This is a genomic window from Arenibacter hampyeongensis (genome assembly GCF_002909255.1).
Classification (GTDB): Bacteria; Bacteroidota; Bacteroidia; order Flavobacteriales; family Flavobacteriaceae; genus Arenibacter; species Arenibacter hampyeongensis.
On record NZ_PIOB01000001.1, the window covers coordinates 1,202,739 to 1,221,344 of the forward strand.

9 protein-coding genes are annotated in these 18,606 nt (G+C 41.1%); 7 read left to right on the forward strand and 2 right to left on the reverse strand.

Going from position 1 to position 18,606, the window contains the following annotated elements; all coding sequences use genetic code 11:
* The first annotated feature begins 419 nt into the window (after nucleotides 1-419).
* From CWD91_RS04790 to CWD91_RS04800, 3 genes are all read left to right on the forward strand, one after another.
* Complete coding sequence (locus CWD91_RS04790) at nucleotides 420-2,597, forward strand: hypothetical protein (RefSeq protein WP_103439769.1); 2,178 nt, start codon at nucleotides 420-422, stop codon at nucleotides 2,595-2,597.
* A 250-nt stretch (nucleotides 2,598-2,847) separates the two neighbouring features.
* Nucleotides 2,848-4,266, forward strand: coding sequence for a sugar porter family MFS transporter (locus tag CWD91_RS04795; protein ID WP_157943715.1), 1,419 nt, complete (start codon nucleotides 2,848-2,850; stop codon nucleotides 4,264-4,266).
* Nucleotides 4,267-4,657: 391 nt separating this feature from the next.
* Nucleotides 4,658-6,388: an FAD-dependent oxidoreductase gene (locus CWD91_RS04800; RefSeq protein ID WP_103439771.1), complete on the forward strand. Its 1,731-nt coding sequence runs from the start codon at nucleotides 4,658-4,660 to the stop codon at nucleotides 6,386-6,388.
* A 418-nt stretch (nucleotides 6,389-6,806) separates the two neighbouring features.
* Here CWD91_RS04800 and CWD91_RS04805 read toward each other — a convergent pair whose 3' ends face one another.
* Nucleotides 6,807-8,393 carry a CehA/McbA family metallohydrolase gene (locus CWD91_RS04805; protein WP_103439772.1) on the reverse strand — a complete coding sequence of 529 codons (1,587 nt, stop codon included), beginning with the start codon at nucleotides 8,391-8,393 and terminating at the stop codon, nucleotides 6,807-6,809.
* An 895-nt stretch (nucleotides 8,394-9,288) separates the two neighbouring features.
* Here CWD91_RS04805 and CWD91_RS04810 point away from each other — a divergent pair.
* The 4 genes from CWD91_RS04810 to CWD91_RS04825 all read left to right on the forward strand — a co-directional run bounded on the left by CWD91_RS04810 (nucleotide 9,289) and on the right by CWD91_RS04825 (nucleotide 17,180).
* Nucleotides 9,289-10,485: a purple acid phosphatase family protein gene (locus CWD91_RS04810; RefSeq protein WP_103439773.1), complete on the forward strand. Its 1,197-nt coding sequence runs from the start codon at nucleotides 9,289-9,291 to the stop codon at nucleotides 10,483-10,485.
* A 468-nt stretch (nucleotides 10,486-10,953) separates the two neighbouring features.
* Nucleotides 10,954-14,151 (forward strand): DUF1553 domain-containing protein, encoded by a 3,198-nt coding sequence (locus tag CWD91_RS04815; RefSeq protein WP_103439774.1) that lies wholly within the window; start codon nucleotides 10,954-10,956, stop codon nucleotides 14,149-14,151.
* A gap of 66 nt (nucleotides 14,152-14,217) precedes the next feature.
* Nucleotides 14,218-15,690 (forward strand): DUF1501 domain-containing protein, encoded by a 1,473-nt coding sequence (locus tag CWD91_RS04820; protein WP_103439907.1) that lies wholly within the window; start codon nucleotides 14,218-14,220, stop codon nucleotides 15,688-15,690.
* 512 nt (nucleotides 15,691-16,202) lie between these two features.
* Nucleotides 16,203-17,180, forward strand: a complete 978-nt coding sequence (locus CWD91_RS04825; protein ID WP_103439775.1) for a trypsin-like serine peptidase — start codon at nucleotides 16,203-16,205, stop codon at nucleotides 17,178-17,180.
* Nucleotides 17,181-17,995: 815 nt separating this feature from the next.
* On the opposite strand, the gene CWD91_RS04830 is transcribed toward CWD91_RS04825, so the two are convergent.
* On the reverse strand, nucleotides 17,996-18,580 hold the full coding sequence (locus CWD91_RS04830; protein ID WP_103439908.1) for an RNA polymerase sigma factor: 585 nt from the start codon (nucleotides 18,578-18,580) through the stop codon (nucleotides 17,996-17,998).
* Nucleotides 18,581-18,606 lie beyond the last annotated feature (26 nt).

An 18,606-nucleotide genomic window follows, 5' to 3' on the forward strand; every position in this document is an offset into this window, starting at 1 on the left:
ACTCGAATGATTTTGAAGTGAATAAAATTGGTTACAAACTCTTAAGATTTTCGATGAAATCGTTCTATTGTGAATGTTGTTGGGGGTATCACAATTTGTGCCATTGAATTGGCCAAGGCTCAATAGGGGACATGTACAGAAGTTCTTAAAGTTAGCATTTTTCTATAGATTTTCCCAATTTAAAAATACAATACCTGCTCTCTATAGTGAAAAATTATTACTATACTTTTCTTGTTGATATTGTTGGTGGCCCAATCTATTGTCGGATTAAAATAGGTGAAGGATAAAGATTTTGACTAGACCGGGTAATTGGAGTCTATGCTGGTAAAAGTTCAAGAATTCCGTGTACGGAATATGAATTAAGAAGTATATTGGGAAAAAATAGACTAATTAAGGTGATTTAAAAATAGTAATAGGTTATGAGTGTAAAATTAGGACTACGGGCTGTTGTGGCTTTAAGTATTTTAACAATGTCATGTAAGGCACTAACAGCCGATAACAATACTCCAATTGTTGATTCTTTACAAAATAACACTATAAATATTTATTGTAATGAAGATAATAATTTGTACCAATTGCTATTATCCAGGGCATATAAGGTGAACCGTTATGAAAATATTAATAATGCTCTAGAAGGTAGCTTAAAGGGTGATAGACTATTAGTATTGGCCAAAAACTATCCGGCCGAAAAGACTGCGCTCCCAGAGGGTTTCTATAACATGGTCAAGGAAAAGGATCTGAAGGTCTATGTAGAGTTTCCTGATCGTTTGTCCAGCGGTGTAACCGGAGAAATAAAGTCCACCGAAAAAGAAAGATTGGTGGTTACCTCGGATTTTTTTGGAGAGCGATTGGAACGATCAATGATTTTGGATGCGGGGCTTTATAAGTATGTAAATGTTCCTGAAAGAGCCTCCCACCTAAAAGGAGCTAAGGTAGCGGGGTTTAAAAAGGCCGTTTATGGTCTTGAAAACACCCCGAATTTCCCCATTCTATTTGAGGATGGCGATGTACTGGTATCGACCACCAAGTTGAGCGATTTCAACAGAAGTCGGTATTCCCCCCATAATGCGTGGAGGAATGCGATAGGGGGTATTCTGTCCCATATGTCCATAGACATGGACGAAGAAGCCATAAAATGGGAACCCATTGTACGGCCCACCTTCGATGCGTCGACGGCCATTTCCAAAGAAGATTATCGCACAGCTGTTGATCGTGGTGCGGAGTGGTACGATAAGGCCAAGTTTCTAATCCATCCAGAATGGAGGGATCACTGGCGCAGTATTGACACCTTAAAATTACCGGTTGGTTCACCTATGGATCTTAATCTGCCCTCTGGGGATGGTTCATTGGGCGTTATGGAAGGCCACTACTCCTATATCAACCCCGATGGGAGCCAACAATACCGATATTGGCTCCGTGCCGATTGTGTAGCCGAGACCGCCATGACTTTGGCAACCGCGAACGGGATAAAACAAAATTCCAAATATTTGGAAACGGCCACTAATCTAATGGATTTTGTATATAATTCGGAAACCTTTAAAACTACCAATAGTATAGATCCAAAGCAATCGTCCTATGGACTGATAGGATGGGCAGATACGAATAAACATCGATATTATGGTGATGACAATGCCCGGGTAATCCTTGGTTCTGTACTGGCATCGCAGACGATGATGAATCCCAAATGGGACAAGCAGATATTGGAACTGATCTTGGCCAATTTTCGGACCTCTGGCTATAAAGGGTTTCGAAAAGGAGCACTAAATGGTAAAGATATAGACCAAACCACTTGGCAGGTACTCATGGCAAGGGATCTGGAAAATATTGCCCCACACTACGAGTCATGGATATGGGCAACCTATCTCTGGTTGTACGATAAGACAGGCTACAAACCCTTGTTGGACAAAGCCAAGAGAGCCATTTCCATTACCATGGAAAACTACCCTACAAATTGGTTATGGACCAATGGGCTCCAGCAGGAACGTGCTCGGATGATTCTTCCACTTGCGTGGCTGGTGCGAGCCGAAGATACACAACAACACAGGGATTGGCTACATTTAATATGCGATGATCTATTGGAACATCAGGTGGACTCTGGGGCATTTAGGGAAGAATTGGGAATTGGTGATAATGGAAGATACGGTGCACCAAAGTCCAACGAAAGCTATGGGCATGCTGAAGCTCCCGTAATTCATATTAATGGAGACCCAGTGGCAGATATGCTCTATACAACAAACTTTGCATTTTTTGCCTTGAACGAAGCTGCACAGGCAACCCAGGAACCAAGATATCTGACAGCCATCGACAAACTGGCAGATTTTCTGGTTCGTATTCAAAGCACCTCCTCTGGAAGGGCCGATCTGGATGGCTGTTGGTTCCGTGCCTTCGATTTCGAAGACTGGGAATATTATGGTTCCAACGCCGACCATGGCTGGGGCGCTTGGGGAACCTTAACAGGATGGACACAAAGCTTTATCACCACAACTTTGGCACTAAAACTTGAAAATACGAGCTATTGGGAAAAGACCAAGGAATCTACGGTAGGAACCGAAATTGAAGAAGTTTGGCAACAAATGTTGCCGGGAGTGGAACATTAATTGGTACACGAATTATATAAAAAAACTTAGATTTTCAATTAATGCACCTAGTCAAATTTACAAAACAGTATACAGTGGCTTTGTTAAACGATAAGGTTTCCTTTTGGGGAAAATATTCGCCAGGCAAGGAGTCGCGATTCAGTTTTTGCTGCTTTGACCGATAAGGAAAAGATATTTTCAAACGCCCTGTTTTAGGTATCGAGCATGGAAATCATTGCAGGAAATAAACAAGTACAACTGGAATAAAACTATGGATACAACGGTAATGAACATAAATAAGGGAAATAAAAGATATCTGGCACTGATCTGTTTTGTGGCTTCATTGGGGGGTGTACTCTTTGGGTTTGACACGGCGGTCATTTCAGGAACCTTCGGGTTTGTGGAAACATTTTTCACCCTGGATAAATTAGAAGTGGGTTGGTTTGCCAGTTCCGCTTTGGTAGGGGCCATTGGGGGAGCAGCCATTTCCGGAGTCTTAAGTGATAAATTTGGCAGAAAACCTGTGCTCATGATTGCGGCATTGTTGTTCTTTGTTTCAGCATTGGGGTCAATGGTACCCCCGAACTTTATCTTTCTTATTGTTGCCAGGCTTATTGGGGGAGTCGGTGTCGGAATGGCATCGGTACTGGCACCGCTTTACATTTCCGAGGTTGCACCACCCAAAATCAGGGGAAGGCTAGTAGCCTTATACCAACTCTCTATAGTCATAGGTATATTGCTGGCCTATTTTTCCAATTGGTCCCTGTTAGGGTTTTCACATGGAAATATGGAGGCTTTCGGTGGAACAGGAATTTTCCATAGGGCTATGGTATCGGAGGTATGGCGAGGTATGTTTGGATCAGAGATGATCCCCTCGGGACTGTTCATTTTGTTATTGTTCCTTATCCCGGAAAGTCCCCGTTGGTTGATAAAAAATGGACAAGCGGATAAGGGCTATACTATATTGTCCAAGATCAGTGGTGCAACCGTGGCCAAGAATGAACTGGAGGAAATAAAAAAGACGGTTACGCATATTAAAGGAAAGATCAGTGAACTTTTAAAGCCAGGATTACGTCTGGCCTTGATCGTAGGGGTCGGGCTTTCTGTCTTCGGGCAGTTCACTGGGGTTAACATTATCGTGTATTACGGGCCCACCATCCTCGAAGATGCTGGGTTCCAATTGGACAGTGCGTTACAGTTCCAAGTGGCCATCGGAATCATCAACCTGATATTCACCATAATCGCTTTATGGAAAATAGATAGTTGGGGCCGACGCCCATTGTTGATCTGGGGTATGTCCGCAGTCTTTATTTCCCTGATAATTATAGCGACGCTATTCATCACAGGACAGACATCGGGCATTTGGATCGTTGTCATGTTATGCGTGTATATGGCTTCTCTGGCCATTTCCATCAATGCGGTGATATGGGTGCTGATTGGAGAGATATTCCCCACCCGTATCCGGGGTCGTGCCATGTCCATTGCCACCTTCGCCAACTGGGGCATCAATTTCCTGACGGCCTTTCTGTTTCCATGGTATGTTGAGAAGATAGGTGTGGGTGCCGGCTTTTATACCTTTGCGTTCATGTGTCTGATAGCGACTTTTTTCTTTTACAAATATGTACCCGAGACCAAAGGAAAAAGTCTAGAGGAAATCGAGCAATATTGGAAAGAAATAAGTAATCAATAAAAACGAGTTATTTTTTGATATTTATTAATTACCACATGATTCATATTCCAAATTCGATCTATCGAACTGAAAGGCCAAAAAGAACAAGAATAATTTAAAGAAAAATCATCATGGAATTTTTGTATTATCCAACAGTTAAAAATTAGATTTGGGTTGGTTTGGTCGGCAAATGAACAATAGTAAACTATTGTTCATTTTTTGTTTCTGAAAATGGGAATGCGACCTTAAAATATAAGCTTAAGGATTTTGCTTAAAAAGCAAACACCACATCTAGACCACAGGAATTCACAACGCCTGCATCCTAAGATGAAAAATTGTTATTTTAGTTTTCTGTTGATACTGTTCCCAGCCCAATCTATGGTGGGGCGTTTATTATTGTAATTTAATACCTATGAAAAGAAGAAACTTTTTAGCCAATGTGGCCGCAGGAAGTGGATTGGTGGTTTTAAACCCAATTTATGCATCCAATGGAAAAAAGAATACTGAAAAGGTCAACAGTATTAATAAAGAAGGGAAGATCTTAAATGCAGATTTAGTAATTATCGGTGGGGGAACAGGGGGGTGTGCCACTGCATTAGGGGCACTTCGCAATGGTTTGACGGTGATCATGACCGAAGAAACAGATTGGATAGGCGGACAATTAACACAACAGGGGGTACCCCCAGATGAGCATAAATGGATCAACGACTTTGGTGCTACGGCATTATATCGGGAATTTAGAAAAAAAGTCAGGACTTATTATCGCGATAACTATCCACTAAAGGCGGAGTTTGCCGAAAATGAAAGGTTTAATCCGGGTAATGCCTCTGTTTCAGAAATAAGTCATGAGCCGAAAGTTTCGTTACGGGTGTTGGAAACTATGTTCGATCCCTATATCAGTGCCGGTAAACTGGTCCTATTAAAAGAAACGGTGGCTTTGAAGGCTTCTGTTCTTGGAAACAAGGTGCAATCTGTGAGTGTTAAAACCCTTTCCTCCGGTGAGATATGGAATTTAGTAGCACCCTACTTTGCGGATGCAACGGAACTGGGCGATTTATTGCCCATGACGGGAACCGAATATGTTTGTGGGGCCGAAGCTAAATCGGATACGGGCGAATTGCACGCCGCGGAAATAGCAGATCCCACAAATAATCAAGCCTTTACAGTCTGTTTTGCTATGGACTATAGGCCTAATGAGGATTGGACCATAAACAAACCTGAGGAGTATATGTTTTGGCGCGACTTTACTCCAGAAATGAAAACGCCATGGGCTGGAAAATTACTAGAGCTCAACTATTCCAACCCACGTACCCTCTTGCCAAAGAATTTGGGCTTTGATCCTAGGGGAAATCATATGAAGGAGGTATTGAACCTGTGGATCTATCGCCGAATATTGGCCAAGGATAATTTTGAAGACGGTTTTCTTAGCGGCGATATCACCTTGGTAAACTACCCCCAAAACGATTATTTTTTAGGGAATATCGTGGATGTTAGTGATAATGAGCTAAAACATCACATTAATAGGGCAAAACAATTAAGTCTGTCCCTATTGTATTGGTTGCAAACGGAAGCCCCTAGGTCCGATGGAGGGAAAGGCTGGCCAGGAATTAGATTAAGGCATGATGTTATGGGAACCAATGATGGACTGGCAAAATATCCTTATATAAGGGAGGCTAGAAGAATTAAGCCCTTATTTAGAATCACCGAACATCATGTGGGAGCAACCCAAAGAGCAACTATTCAAGGAGTTTCGGAAGCTGAAGCCCGTGCCAAAAATTTTGAGGATAGTGTGGGGTTAGGATATTACCATATTGATCTGCATCCAAGTAGTGGTGGAGATAATTACATTGACTTTTCTTCCCTTCCCTTTCAAATACCATTGGGAGCGTTAATTCCAGAGCGGATGGAAAATATATTTCCGGTGAATAAAAATATTGGAACCACGCATCTTACCAATGGCTGTTATAGACTGCACCCTGTGGAATGGAGTATAGGTGAAGCCATAGGGATGTTTGTACCTTTTTTAATGGGAACGGGTAGAAGCCCTCAAGAGGTTTACAAGGATGCCGCTGCAGTGCGGAAATTTCAAAGTCTCATTCGTAGTCAAGGGGTAGATACCCATTGGCCTTACGAAAAAATGTAAAAGATATGGGTGTAATTTTTCATTCTATTTCTGAACATTTTGGGCCCTGGCCCTATATTTGGGGATTGTCCAACAGTAAGAAAAATTGAGTTGATATCTCGTAGGGAACATTGTGAAACCATTCTTCCTTTTTTTATTCTAGACCCATGGGTATGTGGCTCCTAAAAGCAAAAGGTCGGTTTAACTTTATTTTTTATTACACACTAAACGGATATAAGCCTGGAGATAATGAGTTAGATCGGGTGGAGGCAAACAATATAATTTGAAAAATTCCAGATAAATGACTGCAATAAAAATTGCTTTGACTTAGCTGTAAAAGATTTTTTAACGCTATTACAAACAATTTGATGTTTAGGTTGAAAAAACATTTCTGAGCGTATCGAAAAAGAACTCTTGAAGAACATTTTATTTCGGACTTTTATTTCTCTCTCAATGTTTCAATGATTTTTCGTGTTTCGGCAATTCTTTTTTGTAGAGGGTCACGATACCACCAGGCGCGTTTATCTACCCGATCGTTGGGTTCCTCCAACTCCGCTTCCAGTTCATCCAGATACTTTTCGTTTAATGACAAATAGTCATCGCATGTTTCTGGGTTATGAAAACCGCCGTCATTTACAGTAATATAAATAGGTGTGGTATGGGCAACTTGATTTGGGCCTGCATAACAGCGTGCGGCTATCCAAGTCCCTTTTTCTACTTCTAGATCAAAGTTCAATTCCATTTTTTCCAAAGATTGATCATCGCCATCAGGCGTTATTTGTTTCAACACTTTTCCATGGGCTATTATCTCTAGCTTTGAAAGTGGAATTTGGTCTTTGTTTCCTAAAGCTTTTGCCTTAATAGAGACTTTTTGCGGGGCCGACAATTTAATTTCATCACCTGGGAGATTATCATCGATACTAAAAACAAGCATAGGGCCGGACGAGACAAAGGTGTGTCCTTCCTTTAGATTTTTTTTCCAAGATGCATACTCAAATTTCCCATCTATCCAAGTATAAAACCTGACATTGCCAATTCGGGCATTCCAACTTGGATCATCGGTACCAAATGAAGGACCAAGGCCACACCAGGGAAAGTCAGATCCTGCCGTTGCTGTAAGTTTATAGCCCAAATCCAGAAAGTGGTAGTAATTTTGGGTAAGCAGAGGGCCCCCATTGACACAAAATTGGAGCAGTTCAAGAAAGTCCACTTTGCCACTGAGCACGTCCAACGTCATACCCCTTGAACCATTAAAGGACATACCTTGGTGGGCATATCCGGTTATCCCGTTCAATTCATGAACCTTATCGAATATCTTATCGTATTCGTAATAGTCTTTTTGTTGCCGAACAAAATCATCGGCCACCAAAGCGATAGTATGACCAATTTGGTGAGTTCTTGGGTCCTCCTGGCCGGTAGAAAGTAAGCTTTCATTCTGTCCATATGTACCATCTTCTCCAAATGCATATTGGGAAAAATAAGTTGCCCAAAAATCTCCCATTTGAAGTAAGACTCCAACATTTAGCCCTTCGGCTTCGACCCATTTCAAGATTAGTGGGTTTTCTCTTGGAGACCGGCGAATATGAATGTGGTCATCGGCGGAATACCAACCTAAATCTGACATTTTAACCCATCTTTTCATCTCAAAACTAAAGGAATTTCCTCCACTTTCCTTTACTTCGATAGTCTGCGTCTGATCCAGATATTCAAACCCTTTTGATAGGGTAATTTTATATTTTCCAGGACGTAGATCAAGACTAAAATGACCATCAATATAGTAGGTGCTATCTGGTTGAAAACCGTAGCGTTCCGCTTTGTCGTCCCTTCCGTACATAATGGATATTGCCTCCTTGGGGATGCCGGCAACATATCCCTCAGAATTGGTGATTTTAGCTCGTACCGCGGTTGGCTTTCCTGTATTTTGATCCGTAATCGTAACCTTGACGGAAGCTGTACTATTTTGGCAAAGACAATGGAACGAAAAAGTAAAACATAAAAAAACAAGAACAATTTTCAGTGGGTTCATTTTCAGTGATTTAATTATTCGCCTTTATAAAGTTAACAATTAAAACTCATCTTGAATTTTTCTAGCTTCTGATTTCTAAACAGCTATCAATTTATGCCGATTACGGGGCCGTCGATGCAGGTGTTTTATAAGAAATTAATATTAAAAAAGTTATATATCGTATTCTTATATAAGGAGTAACCCACCAATTATTAAAAAAACAGACACTATCCCCTAAACTGTGTAAGTTAAAAATAACCAGGGTTTGACTTTTATTTAAAGTCAAACCCTTTCTTCATACCCACCTAAACGGACGTCCAGGAATCGTAGGTAACTGATTTAAAATAAGGCCCTGATGGTACCAAACAAAAAATCACCGCAAAGAGAAAATTTTAATGGGTTCATAAATGATAATGGAAATGAAGATTAACCGAACCCTTCCATTTCAGCTAGTCTTAAATTTGTATCCCTTCATAGGCAGTAGGATGATTTTTACAAGGTGAATACACAAGGCAGGCATCAGGGAATCGATAATGACAATTCGTAGTGAGATATTGTTCTAAACTTCAAAAAGCAGCTTAAATCAATATGAGCCAAAACTTAATTTATCATAAAATTTGTCCCATAGAAGAAGGAAAGTCTATAGAAATTACCATCTAAGCTAAAAAACAATAAAACCATTATGGACCATGTACTAGGGTTATAGAATTGTTGCTTGTACAATTTGAATGATAGTCCAATTATTTTTTTTGGAATCACTATTAACGATATGGAATGTCCATTAAATGATTAAACCCTAAATGGCCTATAATTTTATATCTTCATTAAATTGAACCCATAAGGGTATATTAATTAAAAAGGAATCAATACCTAGATTTGGTTCCAACTGATACTATATTTTTTTAATAATGCATTTATGAAAAAAAACAAGACTAGAAGGAATTTTTTGGGGAATTTATCGATGGTTGCGATTGGCGGAGCAACACTGCCCTTAATTTCGGCGGCTGCATTGAAGAATGATAATCTTGTGCCTTTCGGACTATTGTGCCCACCTTACCTTCAGGACCTAACAGAAAGCGCGGTGTGTATTACTTTTATTACGGCTAATAATGCCCATAGCTGGGTGGAATATGGGGAAAAGGAGTTAGAGTCCAAAGCAGAATCAACAGAAGATGGTTTTGTACGGGCCAACAACCGTCTAAACAAAATTGGGATTAATGGCCTAAAGCCTAATACAACTTATAAGTATAGGGTAATGAGCAGGGAAATTGTAAAGTTCGACCCCTATGATTTGGTTTTTGGAGAAACGGTAACGGGAGATGTTCATTCTTTTAGTACCCAAAATCCGAATTCAGATTCGGTTTCTTGTTTAATACTAAATGACATTCACGACCGTCCTTACTCTTTTTCAGATTTAATTTCTTTAAACCAAGACTTTCCATTTGATTTTGTGGCACTCAATGGGGATATGTTCGATCATCAAACCGATGAGCAACAGTTAATAGATCACTTGATTACACCCTGTACTGCCCTTTTTGCCAGTAATATGCCTTTCCTGATGATTCGAGGCAATCATGAGACTAGGGGCAAGTTTGCTAGAAATATCAAGGACTATTTTACCTTTCCAGATAATGAATATTATTTTTCCTTCCAGCAGGGACCTGTACATTGGATCGTATTGGATACTGGAGAAGATAAGGAAGATGAGACACCTGTTTATGGGGATATTGTGCGTTTTGATTCCTTCAGGGAACAACAGGCAAAATGGCTAGAGGAAGAGCTGCAAAACCCTAAGTTCAGAAATTGTAAGTTTCGTGTGGTTCTAATGCATATTCCACCTTTTCATTCCGGGGAATGGCACGGCACGATGCACTGTCGTAAACTTTTTCACCCTATTTTTGAAAATCACGGGGTAAACATGGTCATCTCAGGCCATACCCATCGCTATGGGGTACACCCTCCTTCGGAAGACCATAGTTATCCTATCATAATTGGAGGGGGACCCAAAACAGGAAACAGGACACTTATCCAGTTTAAGGCGGATGAAGAACAACTGAACATAACAATGATTCGAGACGACGGAGCCACGGTTGGGGAATATACCATTGAATAAAAAGGATTATTAATCTAAAAATTCCCCAATGGCGCTGCCTCTGCCCTGCCTGGATCAAAGACAGGGTCACAACTGCTTTTTTTGGCTATTTATGGGTTAGGTAATAAACAAAATATCGGTTTTTGACCCCTAGGGCCAAAATGATGCCGATAGCTTTAGGTAGGGCGAAACCTATATCGAGTGTAGTCTAGGTATGCCCATATGACTTACCTCAGGGATAGTTGGTTTCAAGAAATTTTTTATTGCAACAACGTTCGACTACCCAAACTTGGAAAAGTTATGGAAGTAAGATTATACAAAATTAAACTTTGTGGATTATTCATTTTTTTAATACAAAATCCTATTTTTGGTTTAAACGCCCGTTTTTATTAGCGTTTTCACCCTTTTTAGATTTTTAGCTTAATGTACTGTTCATTTTTTCCCCTTTAAATGGATTGAAACCATTGCCAATAAAATTCTTTTTTGAAAATGATTTTTAAGAAACGGTATTATCGCTCATTTTATATCTGCTTTCTAGTTGTGGGTCTTACAGTTTTCTTATCTGGCTGCAATCCGACCGGACCCTATGATAAGCTCTCTGCCTTGGACAACAGTGGGGTATCCAGAATAGTTCCCGATATAGTAGATTTCAACTTTCATATTAAGCCAATTATTTCGGATCGCTGCTTCCCCTGCCATGGCCCGGACCAAAATGCACTAAAGGCAAACCTCAGGCTAGACATGGAAGAAGGCGCCACTAAGAAAAAATTGAAATCGGGAGGTCACGCCTTTGTCTCAGGAAATATTGGAAAGAGTGAAGCTTTTTCTCGGATTACCTCAACGGATATAGAGCAAAAAATGCCGCCTCCGGAATCAGGGTTGGCACTATCGGAGCTAGAGGTGGCCATGATCGCCAAATGGATTGAACAAGGGGCAGAGTATAAGCCACATTGGTCATTTATTCCTCCTAAGGCCTCTCAATTACCGAAGGTTAGAAAGACTAATTGGGTCCAAAATCCTATCGATAATTTTGTCCTTCAAAAGCTAGAAAGTTTTGGTTTGGAGCCAAATTTTGCAGCCTCAAAAGAGACTTTATTGCGGAGAGTTACGCTGGACCTTACCGGTCTGCCACCGACCATTTCAGAAATTGATGCATTTATAACGGATAAATCGCCCAACGCATTTGAAAAAGTAGTTGATCGGTTACTAAACTCTCCTCATTACGGCGAGCGTATGGCACAAGATTGGATGGATGTAGCCCGGTATGCGGACTCCAACGGGTATTCTCAGGACGGGCTACGCGTAATGTGGCCCTGGCGGGATTGGTTGATAAACGCCTTCAACAACAATATGCCTTTTGATCAATTTATAACTTGGCAGGTAGCAGGGGACAAACTACCTAATGCTACATCAGTCCAAAGAATGGCAACAGGCTTTTTGCGGAATAATAGACTCAACGGCGAAGGGGGTATCGTGGATGAAGAGTATAGGGTGGAATATGTGATGGACCGCACAGAAACCGTAGCGACTTCCATGATGGGAATTACAATGCAGTGCGCTAGATGCCATGATCATAAGTATGATCCCATTTCGCAAGAAGAGTATTTTGAGATGTCCGCTTTCTTTAATAGTGTCAACGAATCTGGCATCTCACAGAACGATGGTAATTCTGGACCGCAACTATTGCTTACTACACCAGTGGTGGAAAAGAAAATTGAGCACCTAGAAACAAGAATGGCTGCACTGGCAGACACTTTAAATGTTCTGTTGGAAAAATCCTTTTCCATTGAGAAATTGCCCAATAAAACAATTGATTTGACACCTATTATTGATATCGATTTTGATCAGGACAAATCGCGTTTTGCCAATAGTGCAAAAAATAAAATCAGTATAAATTCTGATGAGGGCATAGCCGTAGAGGTCCACGATCATGGTAATGCCCTTAAATTTACGGGTTTTGACGGGCTACATATCAAAAGTGAATTCATTGATTTTGATAGGGCAGATCGTTTTTCATTTTCTTTTTGGTTTAAATCAGATCACCAAGGAGATCATACTACGGTGCTAGATCATTTGAGTGGTGGTGGGTCTAGCTTTAGAGGGTATGACATATCCGTTATTGACGAAATGCTAACGTTTCGGTTGGTTAGGACTTGGCCTGCCCATCTTATTTCTGTGAGTGCCCCAACACCCATAGTACGTAACCAATGGACACATTATGTATTCACCTATGATGGTTCGAGCAAAGCACAAGGAGTACAGGTCTATAGCAATGGAAATCTTGTAGAGAAAATCATCAATCTTGATCAATTAAACCAAAATATCAGCAATGATGGGTCACGCCTTAGTATTGGTGGTAGGCCGGGATATATAACGGATGCGAAAGGGGAGGGAAGTATAGATGACCTAAAGGTATTTGCCAAAGAGCTTAGTGAAGTGGAGGTAAATGCACTATTTAATGGGGCATCTTCGAAACCGCTAAAGTTAAGTGATGAAACACTAAGGAGACACTACTTGATAAATTACAACAAGGAAGTGATGAGTGTGCGGGAGAAAATCAGCCAATTAAATAAACAGAGGAATGCATTGCAGGATACGCTTATGGGCGTAATGGTGATGCAAGACCTACCCAAACCCAGGCCCACATACATTCTAGGTAGGGGAGCATATGAAAATAGGGAAAAGCAGGTGTATCCAAATACTCCCAAGGCTATCTTGGGCTTTGCCGACAGTCTCCCCAAAAATAGACTAGGGCTCGCGCAGTGGCTGGTGGATAAAAAAAACCCATTGACAGCTAGAGTAATCGTTAATAGGTTTTGGAAAATGTATTTCGGTCAAGGTATAGTGAATACCTTGGAAGATTTTGGAAGCCAGGGATCTCTGCCATCACACCCTGAACTTTTGGATTGGCTGGCGCTAGAATTTATAAACTCCGGTTGGGATATCAAGGCTTTCCAAAAACGGATAGTTATGTCGGCAACTTACCAGCAATCTTCACGAGTGAAAGAAAATATAAGAAAAAATGATCCTTCGAATACACTGTTGGCACGGGGTCCAAGTATAAGGCTGCAAGCTGAGTTTATACGGGATTGCGCCCTTTCTGCCAGTGGTCTGCTGAACTTGGATATAGGTGGGGCCAGTGTTAAGCCATATCAACCCGCTGGACTATGGTCTGAAAAGGGCGAGTTTAGTGTTTTGAAAAATTACGAGCAGGATCATGGAAAAAAACTATACAGAAGAGGGCTATATACCTTTTGGCGGCGAACTTCACCATTACCTTCCATGTCACTTTTCGATGCTCCTACCAGAGATAATTGTACTGTATTACGTCAACAGACGAACACCCCTATGCAAGCTTTGGTTCTGATGAACGATCCTCAATTTGTGGAAGCTGCCAGGGTATTGTCGGAGCGTGTAATACGGGAAAACAGCGGCAAAAAAGATCAAATTATACATGCACATCGATTGCTTACGGGAAAAATGCCAAATGATGAGGTATTGGCGTTACTGATTCAATTGGAGCTAGATGCCCGAGAAAATTTTTCATGCAACACTGATTTGGTGAAGGAGCTATTGGCCGTAGGGGAATACCCTGTGGATTCGGCATTACCTTCACTGGAAGTGGCTGCAATGACCGTAGTGAACAATACATTGCTTAGTTTGGGTGAGACCATAATGAAGCGGTAGTAGATAGTTATTCAACTATATAAATGATAAATGGGTAAAAAAATAAATTTTTCAGATCTCGATAAAATGCACAGCCATCCCTTAATCGCCGAAAGGCTGCAAATGAACAGGCGCAATTTTCTGTCCAAGGCCGGTATTGGTATAGGCGGATTGGCACTGGCGTCAATGACCGCACCATTAAATGCATTTTCGGGGCTGGGCAATGGATTAAAAGAGCAGGAGATTCCCGAACAAATTAGGCATTTTGCGCCCAAGGCGAAAAGGGTAGTTTATTTATTTCAAAGTGGTGGGCCTTCCCAACATGACCTGTTCGATTATAAGCCTTTGCTTCAAGAAATGAATGGTAAGGAATTACCGGATTCGGTACGGAACGGACAGCGTGTAACAGGGATGACGGCCGGACAAAAATCCTTTCCATTGGCAGGTGCCCAATTTGATTTTAAGCAATATGGCAAATCTGGTATTTGGGTGAGTGAACTTCTCCCGCACACCGCCGCTATCGCAGATGAGATTTGTGTTATTAAATCAATGCATACCGAGGCTATAAATCACGACCCCGCCTTAACTTTTTTTCAGACTGGTTCCCAGCAACATGGAAGACCCTGTATTGGCTCTTGGATGAGTTATGGGTTGGGAAGTGGAAATAAGAATTTGCCAGAGTTCTGTGTCCTACTATCCAATGGCACGGGGAAATTAAATGCGCAACCCTTATCGGCTCGTTTGTGGGGAAGCGGATTTTTGCCTTCATTACATCAGGGGGTACAATTTCGTTCGGGTAAGGAATCCGTGCTCTATCTTTCCAATGCTCCTGGAATAGATACACAGAATAGAAGAAAAATGTTGGACTATTTTAGTAAGATTGAAGCCCAGCAATTCGAGATCGAACACGATCCCGAAATTCAGACCCGCATTGCCCAGTATGAAATGGCATACCGCATGCAGTCATCAGTTCCTGAAATGATGGATGTTTCAGGGGAAACTAAGGCCACATATGACCTGTACGGTCCAGAATCAAGGGTGCCCGGCACCTATGCTGCCAATTGTTTGTTGGCAAGGCGACTTATTGAAAGGGACGTAAACTTTGTTCAGTTATACCATAGAGGCTGGGACCAGCATTTTAATTTGCCCAATAACCTTGCCAACCAGTGCCGAGATACGGATCAAGCTTCGGCAGCTTTGGTAATGGATTTAAAGCAGAGAGGTTTACTTGAGGACACCCTGGTCATTTGGGGGGGCGAATTTGGTAGAACAAACTATTCACAGGGAGTTTTGGAAAAAGGAAATTATGGTCGTGACCATCACCCGCGGTGCTTTACAATGTGGATGGCTGGTGCGGGAGTTAAAAAGGGTTTTAGCTATGGGGTAACGGATGAGTTTGGATACAACATAGTTGAGTCACCGGTTCATGTCCATGATTTTCAAGCCACATTGTTACATTTGTTAGGTTTTGACCATAAAAAATTGACGTATAAACATCAAGGTCGTCGGTTTAGACTTACGGACGTTCACGGAAACGTGGTAAAGGATGTCTTGAGTTAGTGCCAACAATATTTTTGCCCTTGAGGCCTAGTAACAGGAACTGGATTCTTTCCTTCGTTTCACTACCGAAAGGGTCTTAGGGGGAGGCTGCGCATGAATAGCCTTCAACGCCAATGCTTTGCCATTTTTTCTTGTCCCCAACTTCCAGACCATAGTTAGTTCCATTGAAACGGGAATAGAAATCCTGGAAGTTCACCACTATTTCCTCCTAACAGGTTTGTAGAATATACCCATAATCTGTTCTTGGTCCAGATTATTATTTCTTCAGTTCAACTTATTGGTGAAAGTGCGAAATAATACGCCAACTATACATAAACCCCTGTAAACCATACATTTGAATATTTAATTGATGCATCCTTTTCTTACATTTATGCAGGAATTTTAACCGAAAAATACGTTTGGCTCCCAACACGGTATTTGAACTGATCGCCAGTCAATTATTCAAAAAGGTAAGAATAGTTGTCATATGAAAGCATATTATCACCCATAAAAAAAATTTAAAATTTATTATTATGAAAGAAGACAAATCAAAACATGATGGGTCAAAGAGGTACCCAGATTTAGACCCTCCTTTTTCTTATGAACGAATTTTTAAAGAATTCAACCAATCCCCAACGGGTAAAATCCCCAAGGATTTAGAAGCCATTCTTTTGCCGGAGCCCAAACCCTATAAATTCAATGCGTTGAAGGCAGATCGAAATGAAAGACTAGAGGTAGCCTCTACGGTTCCCATGATGCCATCTTGGTTTGGCCAAAGCCCGTTACCAGAAAGGGCTATTTCCCCAATCGTACCTAAGATATCCATGAAAGGTAGGGAAGCGAACCCGCTGACCATGTTCAATCCAGAAGATCGGAGGATATACAATGACTTGAGCTATCCATGGGGCACTATTTGCCGTGTTGTTACCGCCGCCGGAGCTGGATCAGGGGTAATCGTGGGCCCACGGCATGTCGTAACCGCCAGCCACGTTGTGGATTGGTCTGGAAATTCGGGTGGCACGGTGGAGGTTCATCGTTCGGGTGCTACCGTAAGGGCATCCACGGCAATATCCAATATTTGGTACTACACTAAGGTGACAGGTACGGTAGATTGGTTTGAGCAAGATGAGGATTACGCAGTCTTGGTTACTTCCCAGCGTATTGGCGATTTATTTGGATGGATGGGTACGCGCACTTACAATAGTGCATGGGATAACGAACCTTATTGGTGGAATATTGGGTACCCTGGAAGCATTGGATCAGGGATACGGCCGACATATCAGCGAAATGCCAAGCTAAATGAGCCATGGTATGACCTGGGTCCCGCTCGGTCAATGAGTACCCGTGCTGATCTTACCCCTGGTAATTCGGGCGGACCCATGTTTGGCTTTTGGAGCAACGGACCCTATGTCGTTGCAGTGGCCTCAAGCGAGACCTCGAGTGAAAACTGGTGCGCAGGTGGTTCATGGTTGACCAATCTGGTTCGCCATGCAATTAATCAAAATCCTTAATTAAAGGCCTATTCACTAGCAAATAGACTAAAATAGCCCAGAGACCCTGACCAACTACTTCTGCCATAAGTGAGGAGATGAGAGGTGAGGGTCTCTGGGTCTTGGGGGTAACTTTAAACAGAAAACGAGGGGGCCAGATCTAATGCCGGGTAAGCCAAAAACAATTTAGGGATCTGGATTCTTTCCTCCGCTATGCTCGGGAAAGGGCCTTTGAGAGTCTTAACTAAGAAAACCATGGTCGCTCTGCGCCCGATTTTTTTTGTTTTGCACCAAAGCCAATATTGTACCAAGTATAAATGTGAGAACTGGATTCTTTCCTTCGTTTCACTTCGGAAAGGGCCTTAGGGGGAGGTTTTACTAGAAAAGTTTCCAACGCTAATGCGTTGGCTTTTTTTTATGTCGTCTGCTTAAGCAAGTACACTTGCCAAGCATACTCCATAAAAAAAGCCTTTCATTTCTGAAAGGCTTTCCTAGTAGCGGGAACTGGACTCGAACCAGTGACCTTCGGGTTATGAGTTTGGTCTAAAAACCAAGAAATACTATATATAACCCAAAATATTTTCTATCTAAGTCAAAAAACTGTAAAACCCTGTACGGACCGTGTACTCTGGTTAAACAATAAATATTTTCTACAATTTAAGGTAAAATATGAACAAAAACCAAGAAAATGTCGGAATAACTTTTTGATTACCATCGAAGAATTAGAGGTAATCCAAAATTGGACTAAATGCAACTTTAGTAATAATGGTATTGGAATAGTTCAACAATCCCTTTAGACAACTAGGCAGAATTAAATTACTTTATCTAAAGAAGGACTATCCTTTTTGTTTATTAAAATTAAAAAGTAAAAAAAGTACGGCTTCCATTTTTGTGCCCAATTTTTCAGTCAGGATTTTAAAGGCCCGTGTAATATGGCCTTCCACAGTTTTTATGGAGATATTAAGATATTCGGAGATTTCGGTATGGGTAAGGCCTTCCTTTTTATTCATTAAAAATATTTCCTTGCATTTTGAAGGCAATTTCTCAATCTCGATATTCATCAATTTAATCAAATTTTCCAATTCTTCAGGTTCTATGTCAACCACCAAATCAATAGCCTCAAAATATTTTTTCTCCAGATAAATTACAGGTTTATTTTTTCTGTATTGATCAATAAACTCATTATAGACCGATTTATATAAATAACTCTTAATTGATAAGTCTGGATTAATTTTTTTTCTTTTATCCCACATCTTAACAAATACATTTTGAACAATATCTTCGGACAAGGCATGGTCGTGGCATAAGGATTGGGCATAAGCGCACAAACTTTGGTAATAAAAGCCCATTAAGAAATCATAGGCTTTTGAATCGCCTGAGATTAATCTGTGGGCCAAAAATAGATTTCTTTTACTGTCCATTAAAAACAGGTTATTCATAACATGAG

Coding starts and splice junctions, on each gene's coding strand:
- CWD91_RS04820 (WP_103439907.1), top strand. CDS start 14,218: ATGCACAGCCATCCCTTAATCGCCGAAAGGCTGCAAATGAACAGGCGC.
- CWD91_RS04800 (WP_103439771.1), top strand. CDS start 4,658: ATGAAAAGAAGAAACTTTTTAGCCAATGTGGCCGCAGGAAGTGGATTG.
- CWD91_RS04825 (WP_103439775.1), top strand. CDS start 16,203: ATGAAAGAAGACAAATCAAAACATGATGGGTCAAAGAGGTACCCAGAT.
- CWD91_RS04815 (WP_103439774.1), top strand. CDS start 10,954: ATGATTTTTAAGAAACGGTATTATCGCTCATTTTATATCTGCTTTCTA.
- CWD91_RS04805 (WP_103439772.1), bottom strand. CDS start 8,393: ATGAACCCACTGAAAATTGTTCTTGTTTTTTTATGTTTTACTTTTTCG.
- CWD91_RS04790 (WP_103439769.1), top strand. CDS start 420: ATGAGTGTAAAATTAGGACTACGGGCTGTTGTGGCTTTAAGTATTTTA.
- CWD91_RS04795 (WP_157943715.1), top strand. CDS start 2,848: ATGGATACAACGGTAATGAACATAAATAAGGGAAATAAAAGATATCTG.
- CWD91_RS04810 (WP_103439773.1), top strand. CDS start 9,289: ATGAAAAAAAACAAGACTAGAAGGAATTTTTTGGGGAATTTATCGATG.
- CWD91_RS04830 (WP_103439908.1), bottom strand. CDS start 18,580: ATGGACAGTAAAAGAAATCTATTTTTGGCCCACAGATTAATCTCAGGC.